Below are 9,418 nucleotides of genomic sequence, written 5' to 3' on the forward strand. Positions count from 1 at the left end.
CAATTAATTTATCACGGTTGGCTTCATCGTGAAAGCTTACTGAGGGATAACTGCTCCCATGCTCCCGTTGAAGTAAGAAGTAAATGTCTAGACAAGTCTAGTATTTATATAGCAGACAACTATGCAGGATTAGGTTGGGTTCGGCTTTGAAGTAGCTGGATAATTGCAGCTTTTTCTAAGATTCCAACTAGGACACCATTTTCACGAACTACGGGAAGCACAGATAATTTTTGTTGTTCGAGTAACTGCATAACTTCCAGCAGAGGTTGATCGGATTGGACTGTGGTAGACTCGGCAATTGGTCGCATAACTTCTTTGACTTGAGTTTCTGACCACAGTGCTGTGGGGATGGTTCGTAAATTATCAATTGCGATCGCACCTACTAATTGTCCATCATCATCTGTTACTAAGAACCGATGCCAGTTTTGCCCACTGATGACTCGCTCATCAGCAAACTCTCTCAGGGTAAGACTAGCAGATACAATCGGGCTATCATGAGTTACGGCATCTTCGGCTGTCAAACCTGTGAGTTTTTCTTGCACTCTGGCAAATTGAGCCGAATTACCAGCATTTTGCAACAAGAAGAAGCCAATTAACAAGTTCCAGAAGTTACCGGAGTTGCCAAATAATAGTAGGGGAAGTACACCTGAAAGAATTGCTACCCAACCAAAGATTTGACCGACTCGGCTAGCAAAGGTTACACCTTTATAAGGATTACCTGTAATTTTCCAAACGATGGCTTTCAGTATATTTCCGCCATCTAAGGGCAAGCCAGGAATCAGGTTAAATAGGGCTAATGCCAAGTTAACAGAAGCTAGAACACCAAGAATTGCAGCTAATGGGCCTGATACAGCAGTAGTAACACCAATCGCTGTAACGATACCGCATAGTAGTAAACTTACCATTGGCCCAGCGATCGCTACCCAAAAAGCTTCACCTGGAGTTTTCGACTCTTTTTCTAAGCTAGCCAAACCGCCAAATATAAACAGTGTGATGGATTTGACATCGATTCCCTGACCAATGGCAACGAAACTGTGGCCTAATTCATGGGCGACGACAGAGGCAAATAACATCAGCGCTGTCATCAATCCTAGTAGCAAAGCTAATCCCGCAGATAATTGGGGAAATTGCGCCGCCAGTCCACTACTATAGCTCCAAGTTACCAAACCCAGAACTAAAAACCATGACGGATGGATATAGAAGGGAATTCCGAAGAGATTACCAACGCGAATTGTGCCATTCATGTCGTTCACCTTTGATTTCAGCTTCGAGAGGTTTGCTTTCTTCCTTCTCGATGTCTTTAGTGTAACGAAAGGTTAAGAGATTTTAATCTTCGTGATGGTAGTGGTCTCCGTCCGTAAAGGTGTGGTTATTAGTCATGGGGCATGGGGCACAAGAGGCAGAGGTGCGGAGGGGAAAAACTTACTGCAACTTCTCCTCTGCTCCCCATAACATGAGTGTTTGCTGGGCAAAATTATCCAAGAATTTGGGCATCCTAATAAAAACGATATATTGAAGGGTTGATTATGCCAAGTTCCAAAATCTGCCGGCGGTCTTTTTTGTTTTTAGGAGGTGCTGTCTTGGCACAAGGATTAACATTGGCACTTCCCGCAGCCGCCCAAACTGTACAAGTGAAGAGGGGTAAGGTAAATGGTTTTTCTTTTTATCAAACTATTATTGACCTCACTGACCCCAAAACTTTCATTACTATTGGTTTAGCGAATAATGCAACTTTGGCTAATACTAATCAAAAAACTAGTGGTGATGAAGAATTTAATAACCTAGTGGCTCGTCATCGTGCTGCTGTCGTTGCTAATGGTACTTTTTTTGCCAAGAATTCCCAGAAAACAGTGATGGGTAATATGGTAGCGGCAGGGAGATTCCTCAAATACAGCCAGTGGGAAAATTTTGGTACTACTCTGGGGTTACGAGTTGGCAACAAACCAGAAATGTTGACAGCACGGGTTGATGGTAAACCGCAATGGAATCAACATTGGTTGTCTATCACCTGCGGGCCTCGACTGTTGAGACAGGGACAAATTTGGCTGAAGCCGGATATTGAGGGATTTAAAGATCCTCATGTTTTAGGTACCGGCGCACGAACTGCGATCGGGTTTCCTGCTGATGGTAAAAAGCTATTTTTGATAAATTTTGATAGTGGTCTAACTTTACAGCAAGAAGCGCAGGTGATGAAAGCGATCGGCTGTCACGAAGCGATGAACTTAGATGGTGGTGCATCGAAAGCCTTTGCTGCTAATGGTAAAATTTTAGTCCCCGCCGGACGCCCACTAACTAATGTGATTGTTGTTTATGATGGCAAGAATCCTGCTCCTGCTGATTTGCAACAGTCATGGGTGAGGTTTCAGAAAGGCGATCGCCCCATAATACCTAGTGCTTAAAAAATAGATAATATTACCTCGTGGAAGGCGCTCTTGCTGAAAAGCGATCGCCGCTACAATCTTTTAGTGCAGACTTGTTAATTATGTACCCACCTGATTTAGCATCGCCCTTATTTTAGAACTGATACGGCTTGAAAATGCTGAGAGTGCGAAAGCGTTAAGCCGAAAATATACGGATACAGTATTGACTCTTCCCATACCAGGAGTTGCAATTTCTCTTGATACGCTAGACGACTACGAGCAGCTACTATATATTTTATAAATCGGATAGGATGCTTAACCTACAATATATAGTGCTATATCTTTGTAGTTAAAAATTTAAATAAACTACGAAGGCTTAAAAAATCACAAAGCCGACTTTTGCAACACAACCGTATTTGATGGCTAATTCAATTGTTTCAACAAAACGGCTCGGTAGCCAGTTAATTCGCTGGTTGCTTGAAGAAGACCGACGACGAGAGAAAGAAGGACCTTACCGCAAAGAAGAACCACATCGCCAGCATTCTTGGTGGCAGGTAATGTGCTTGACTGGTGTAGATTATTTCTCGACCCTTGGTTATCAACCTGGGATTGCAGCACTGGCGGCTGGCGCTCTTTCTCCTATAGCTACCCTAATTCTGGTTTTGCTGACGCTCTTTGGAGCATTGCCAATCTATCGGCGCATTGCTGCTGAAAGCCCTCATGGTGAAGGGTCGATCGCAATGTTAGAGCGTTTGCTCCCCTGGTGGCAAGGTAAATTACTTGTGCTGTGCTTACTTGGCTTTGTGGCAACTGACTTTATTATTACCATTACTTTGTCAGCTGCTGATGCTACTGCCCATATCATCGAAAATCCGCTAACGCCAACTTGGCTTCACAATCAGACGATCGCAGTTACTCTAATATTAGTTGCATTACTAGGTGCAGTTTTCTTGAGAGGTTTCCGAGAAGCCATTGGAATTGCAGTAGTTTTAGTGGCAGCTTATCTGCTGTTAAACTTTATTGTCGTTAGCGTCGGTCTGTATCAGATTCTAGCTCACCCAGAAGCGATCGCGAACTGGCAAACTGCACTTTTTGCACACCATTCCAACCCTTTAATATTAATTGGTATCTCTCTGCTTATATTCCCCAAACTAGCACTGGGATTGTCAGGTTTTGAGACTGGTGTTACCGTTATGCCCCTGGTAAAAGGCAGCAATAACAGCACTCCACAGCATCCCAAAGGGCGGATTCGGAATACACGCAAGCTGCTTACCACTGCTGCGCTGATTATGAGCTTCTTTTTGCTTACCACCAGCTTTATAACTACTTTACTGATTCCAACCGCAGAGTTTGCATCTGGAGGCAAAGCCAACGGACGGGCCCTTGCTTATTTAGCACATCTTCATTTAGGCAATGCCTTTGGCACTATTTACGATTTAAGTACTATTTCTATTTTGTGGTTTGCCGGTGCGTCTGCAATGGCAGGGCTGTTGAATATTGTGCCTCGCTACCTACCACGCTATGGTATGGCACCCAATTGGGCACGAGCAACGCGACCTTTGGTGTTAGTCTACACAGCGATCGCTTTTGTTGTCACAATTATCTTTAGAGCAAGTGTAGAAGCCCAAGGTGGGGCTTACGCAACTGGTGTACTTGTGTTAATCACCTCAGCCGCCTTTGCCGTCACCCTATCCGCTCACCGTCATAGACAGAAGCGGGCCAAACTCGTTTTTGGAATCATTACACTGTTATTTTTATATACCACCATTGTCAATATCATCGAAAGACCAGAAGGGATTAGGATCGCTGGGTTTTTCATCGGTGCGATCATTTTTACCTCCCTAGTTTCTCGTGTTTGGCGTTCAACGGAACTGCGAGCAGAACGAATCGAAGTTGACGAACTTGCTGCCCAATTCCTTGCCGAAGAGAGCCAGGGAGCAATACGGCTAATTGCAAACCGCTTGAACACAGGCGATGTCCTAGAGTATTTTATGAAAGAGAAAGAGGTGCGCGAGGACAACCATATTCCACCCAACGATCCAATTCTGTTTCTAGAGGTTCATGTATCAGATGCTTCGGAATTTGCGGATGCGATCGTAGTCAAAGGGGTGCAAGTTGGTGATTATCGCATTCTTCGGGCTGAGAGTGCAGCAGTACCGAATGCGATCGCAGCTTTACTACTCTATATTCGTGACCAAACAGGTAAGATTCCCCATGCTTACTTCGGCTGGGTTGAGGGAAATCCCATACAATACTTACTGCGTTTTATCTTGTTTGGTGAAGGTGACATTGCTGTAGTTACCCGTGAAGTCCTCCGCCGTGCTGAAAAGAATCCCCAAATGCGACCTGGTATTCATGTTGGGGGTTGATTTCGGAGTGCTGATTTAAGATTGCTGAGTGCTGAGTGTGAGTTCTGAGTTTAATTTTCTGCGTAAGTTCCCTAAGTCTATAAGATTTAAGAGTGCTGTTAGCGGTAGCGCGGCGTTTAGCCCGTGCTGAGTTCTGAGTACTTAGTGCATGATAATTAAAATCACTCAGCACTGTTTCGTTAACAGAGTTCTTTTTTCTCGTTGTTCCCTTGTCTGCTAAGAGTGCAGCAAATAAATTAGTGATAGGAGTAGCGATCGCAGCTTCAGCCTCAAGGTGGAAGAAATTGCCCTAAAATTTATGTAAGTATGAGCCGCTGAATCTTAGATTAACTCTAATGCCAGACGCGGAAAAGTCCCAGAACCAGCTGGCTAATGACAAGCTGATGCATCGGCAAGTTAGTAAAAAAACCAATTATTCACTAGTCGCCAGTGGAGAAGAGGGAATGGTGCTTCAGTTGGCTGATGGCACTATCCAGGCTTGTAATGCCGCTGGCGATCGCATTTTGGGACTAACCGCAGAAAAACTTGTGGGACAAAATTTGCTCGATCCCAAGTGGCAATTTATTCATGAAGATGGCACTCCTTTACTCAGTGAAACTCACCCTATAAGTGTTACCCAAAGTACAGGTAAACCTTGTTTAAATGTGGTGTGTGGCTTTTATAAACCAAATGGTGAGCTAGCCTGGCTATTGTTTTCCTCTCAACCTCTGTTTCAAGCAGAAGGAAGCAATCTCTATGCGATCGTCACAACTTTTTCAGATATTACGGAATCTAAGGACGCCCAGCTTGAGCAGAATGCTAATTGTGAACCAGATACTCAACGAGTTGATACAGATGAATTTCAGATACTTTGGGATAGTCACCGTCTGTTTCAACAAATTGCTGGCACTCTTGCAGGGATACTCTACATTTATGATCTAATTGAGCAGCGAAATTCTTACGTCAATTATGAAATTGCTCAAAGCTGGGGCTATACACCAGCCGAAATCCAGGCAATGGGAAAGGATTTTACCCAGCTTCTACACCCTGAAGATTTGGCTCGACTCCCTAGCTATCTTGAAAAATTTAATTCTGTTCGTCAAGGTGAAGTCCTCAGCTTTGAATACCGGATTCGACACGCCAATGGAGAATGGCGCTGGTTTTGTAGCTATGACACTTTGCACAGTAGAACTGCTGATGGATTGCCGCAATATCTTTTGGGGATCGCTTTTGATATTACAGAGCGACGACATATAGAAATTTCCCTACGACAAAGTAATGAAAGGTTTGAGTTAGCAGCGGCGGCGGTTAATTGCCTAATCTATGACTGGGAGATTGGGAGAAATACTGTGGAAAGAACTCAGGGTCTAACCCAGGTTTTTGGCTACACACAACAAGAAACTGAACCTACCTTCGAGTGGTGGCAAGAACGTATCCACCCCGATGACCAACAAAGAGTTAACGACCAATTCATCGCTAGTATGGCCAATGGAAACCGTTATCGCATTGAGTATCGAGTGCGTCACCAAGATGGCCGCTATTTGTGGGTGGAAGACCAAGGGTTTGCAGTCCGGGATGCAAATGGTCAGGTAGTTAGGGTAGTTGGTGCTAGTACTGATATTACCGAACAGCAAGCGGCGCTACAGGAACGCCAGCAAATTGAAACAAATCTGCGTGAGAGTGAAGAACGGATTCGGTTGGCTACTAATGCTGCTGAACTGGGTATGTGGTTTTGGAATATCACCACCAACGAGGTAATTTGGACAGAGAAATGTAAGCAGCTGTTTGGAATGTTCTTAGAAGCCGAAATCAGCTTTGAGATTTTCCTCAACTGTGTACATCCAGAAGATCGCCAATGCATTCATGAAGCGATTGCCCACTCTATTGAAGAAAAGGTTGACTGTGACATAGAATACCGCATCCTTTGGTCTGATGGTAGTATTCATTGGATTGCTGCTAAAGGTCGAGTCTTTTATGATGCCCAGGGTCAGGCAGTACGGATGATGGGTACTACTCAGGATATTACCCAGCGCAAACAGGTAGAAAATGATTTGCGCCAGCGCGAAACTCAATTAAGGCGGTTAGTTGATTCCAACATTATTGGTATTATGTTCGCCACTCCTGATTACATTACTGAGGCGAACGAAGCTTTTTTAGAAATGGTGGGTTATACGCGAGAGGAACTATTAGCGGGTAAATTACGCAGACAAAACATGACCCCACCTGAATATCACGCTCTTGATCGGCAAGGACTAGAACAACTTTTAACGGTTGGGATATGTACTCCCTTTGAAAAAGAATACATTCGCAAGGATGGTTGCCGTATTCCTATATTAATTGGTGGTGCCTTAGTGGAGCGAGATCCCGCGTCTTGGATCTGTTTTATTCTTGACCTAACCCCCAGGAAGCAATTAGAAAAGGCACTCAGGCAACAAGCAGAGGAACTCAAACAGGCAAACCGAAATAAAGATGAGTTTCTCGCCATTCTTTCTCATGAATTGCGATCGCCCCTTAACCCGATTTTAGGCTGGTCATCGCTACTCAAAAGCCGCAAATTTGATGAAGCTACTACCAATCGTGCTTTAGAAACCATCGAAAGAAATGCTCAATTGCAGATTCAATTAATTGATGAGTTGCTAGATGTATCTCGAATTATTCGCGGTAAGTTGAACCTGACTTTTGCCACTGTTAACCTGGTAGCTGTAATTGATGCTGCATTGGAGACAGTCAGGTTAATCGCCGAAACCAAATCTATCCAGATTCAAGTACAGGTTGACCCCAATGTTGGTAAAGTGTTAGGCGACTATAATCGCTTACAGCAAGTTGTAGGGAATTTACTCTCGAACGCAGTCAAGTTTACTCCCTCTCGTGGTTCAGTGGAAGTTAGCCTATCATTGAGTCGTGAATTTACTTCCGACTCAGCACTAATTCAAGTTAAAGACACAGGTCAAGGTATTTCCCCTGAATTTCTACCCCACGTATTTGAATATTTTCGTCAAGCTGATAGCAGCACAACCAGGAAATTTGGGGGACTGGGATTGGGATTGGCCATAGTTCATCACTTAGTAGAGTTGCATGGTGGTACCGCAACAGCAACTAGTCCAGGAATTGGACAGGGAGCAGTTTTTACTATTAGACTGCCCGTGATGAAGGAAACTGAGGGAGCAGTGGGAGTAAGGGAAGTAGGGGAGAAATTAAACTCATCACTTCTCCGTGGACTACGAATATTGATTGTTGATGATGATGTTGACACACGGGAGTTTCTGCACTTCTTGCTACAACAGAATGGGGCATTGATAACTGCTGCGGCATCTGTAAATGAGGCGATAGGCATTATAGCACAGACTGCACCTAATTTATTAATCAGTGATTTAGGAATGCCAGAAATAGATGGCTACAGCCTAATTAAGCTGCTCAGAGCCATGCCCAAAGAGAAGGGTGGGGAAATTCCAGTGATCGCTCTTACCGCCTATGCTGGAGAAAGCGATCGCGATCGAGTCTTAGCAGCTGGTTTTCAGAAACACATTGCCAAACCAGTACAACCAACTGAATTACTCACCTCAATTGCAGATTTACTAGGGCAAAATCATGACTAAAACTCTATTTCTGTTCATTGGATTTTAGGCTGAACCAAACCGTATTGGGTTATAAAAAATACACTATCAGAAGGTTCATTCTAATTCCCGGCGTCCTTCCAACGCCCTCGCCAAAGTTACTTCATCTGCGTACTCTAAATCGCCACCCACAGGTAAACCAAAAGCAATCCGCGTTACCTTCGTAAATGGTTTAAGTAGTTGACCGATATATAGGGTTGTTGTCTCCCCTTCGACACTCGGACTAATTGCGAGAATTACTTCTTGCGGCTTTTGCTGACTCACCCGGCGCTGTAAAGCCAGTATAGTCAACTGCTCTGGGCCAATTCCATCAATTGGCGAAATCACCCCGCCCAAAACGTGATACTTACCCTTGTATTCGCGGGTTTTTTCCAGCGCAATCACATCACGAGGATCTGCCACAACACAGATAGTGTTGTTGTCACGATTGGCATTGCGGCAAATTTCACAAACAGGTTCAGCAGATAAGTGGAAGCAAACAGAACACAAGCCTATCTGTTTTTTTGCCTCAATTAAAGCTTGTGCCAAAGCTTCTACTTCTGCTTCTGGTCGCTTCAAAATATGCAAAGCCAGTCTTTGGGCGGATTTGGGACCAACTCCCGGTAGGCGTTGCAATTGCTCAATTAACCGTGCTAAAGGGCGTGCGTAAACCGTTGTCTTGTCTCCAAAATATTTTTATCTTAACTATAATGATGACATTTTTCGGTTACTTCCATCTCTCTGGTATAGCGTTTATTATGGAAGCTGTGTAAAAACTGCGTTAAAACAAGTCGCAAGTCGCAAGTCGCAAGTCGCAAGTAAGTTTTGTGACGGGGATTTAGACCCCGACCCAAAACTTACCGGTTATTGAACCGGGGGACTTAAACCCACGGTACTTTGTTAAATCATCCAAATCTGCATTTTAAAAGTACGAATATTTAAACAAAAAGCGCCCTCCTAATCAGGAGAGCGCTTTTTAATTTAGCGAAACTAGAGAATTAACCGTTGATAGCAGGAGCGGTAAGAGCTACAGGAGCAACATCACCAGCCGCCAAATCTAGAGGGAAGTTGTGAGCGTTACGCTCGTGCATTACTTCCATACCCAGGTTAGCGCGGT

The 9,418-nt window shown here is 44.1% G+C and carries 6 protein-coding genes; 3 read left to right on the plus strand and 3 right to left on the minus strand.

Features of this window, described 5'->3' with window-relative positions:
• Positions 1–119: 119 nt before the first annotated feature.
• Complete coding sequence (locus V7K67_RS27870; RefSeq protein ID WP_334734024.1) at positions 120–1,244, minus strand: site-2 protease family protein; 1,125 nt, start codon at positions 1,242–1,244, stop codon at positions 120–122.
• A gap of 282 nt (positions 1,245–1,526) precedes the next feature.
• On the opposite strand from V7K67_RS27870, the gene V7K67_RS27875 reads away from it, so the two are divergent.
• From V7K67_RS27875 to V7K67_RS27885, 3 genes are all read left to right on the plus strand, one after another.
• The gene (locus tag V7K67_RS27875) at positions 1,527–2,399 is read left to right on the plus strand and encodes a phosphodiester glycosidase family protein (protein ID WP_334706457.1); all 873 of its coding nucleotides are present in this window, start codon (positions 1,527–1,529) and stop codon (positions 2,397–2,399) included.
• Positions 2,400–2,779: 380 nt separating this feature from the next.
• On the plus strand, positions 2,780–4,729 hold the full coding sequence (locus V7K67_RS27880; protein ID WP_334734023.1) for an amino acid transporter: 1,950 nt from the start codon (positions 2,780–2,782) through the stop codon (positions 4,727–4,729).
• Positions 4,730–5,064: 335 nt separating this feature from the next.
• The gene (locus V7K67_RS27885) at positions 5,065–8,304 is read left to right on the plus strand and encodes a PAS domain-containing protein (protein WP_335169327.1); all 3,240 of its coding nucleotides are present in this window, start codon (positions 5,065–5,067) and stop codon (positions 8,302–8,304) included.
• Between the two features lie 75 nt (positions 8,305–8,379).
• Here the strand turns inward: V7K67_RS27885 and recR are convergent, their stop codons facing one another.
• A complete protein-coding gene (gene recR, locus V7K67_RS27890; RefSeq protein ID WP_334733728.1) occupies positions 8,380–8,937 on the minus strand; it encodes a recombination mediator RecR in 558 nt (185 codons plus the stop codon).
• A 362-nt stretch (positions 8,938–9,299) separates the two neighbouring features.
• Positions 9,300–9,418: photosystem II protein D1 (locus V7K67_RS27895; protein WP_334733730.1), on the minus strand; the 119-nt coding region annotated here is incomplete at its 5' end.

It is taken from the genome of Nostoc sp. (genome assembly GCF_036917155.1).
In the GTDB taxonomy this organism is placed as follows: Bacteria; Cyanobacteriota; Cyanobacteriia; order Cyanobacteriales; family Nostocaceae; genus Nostoc.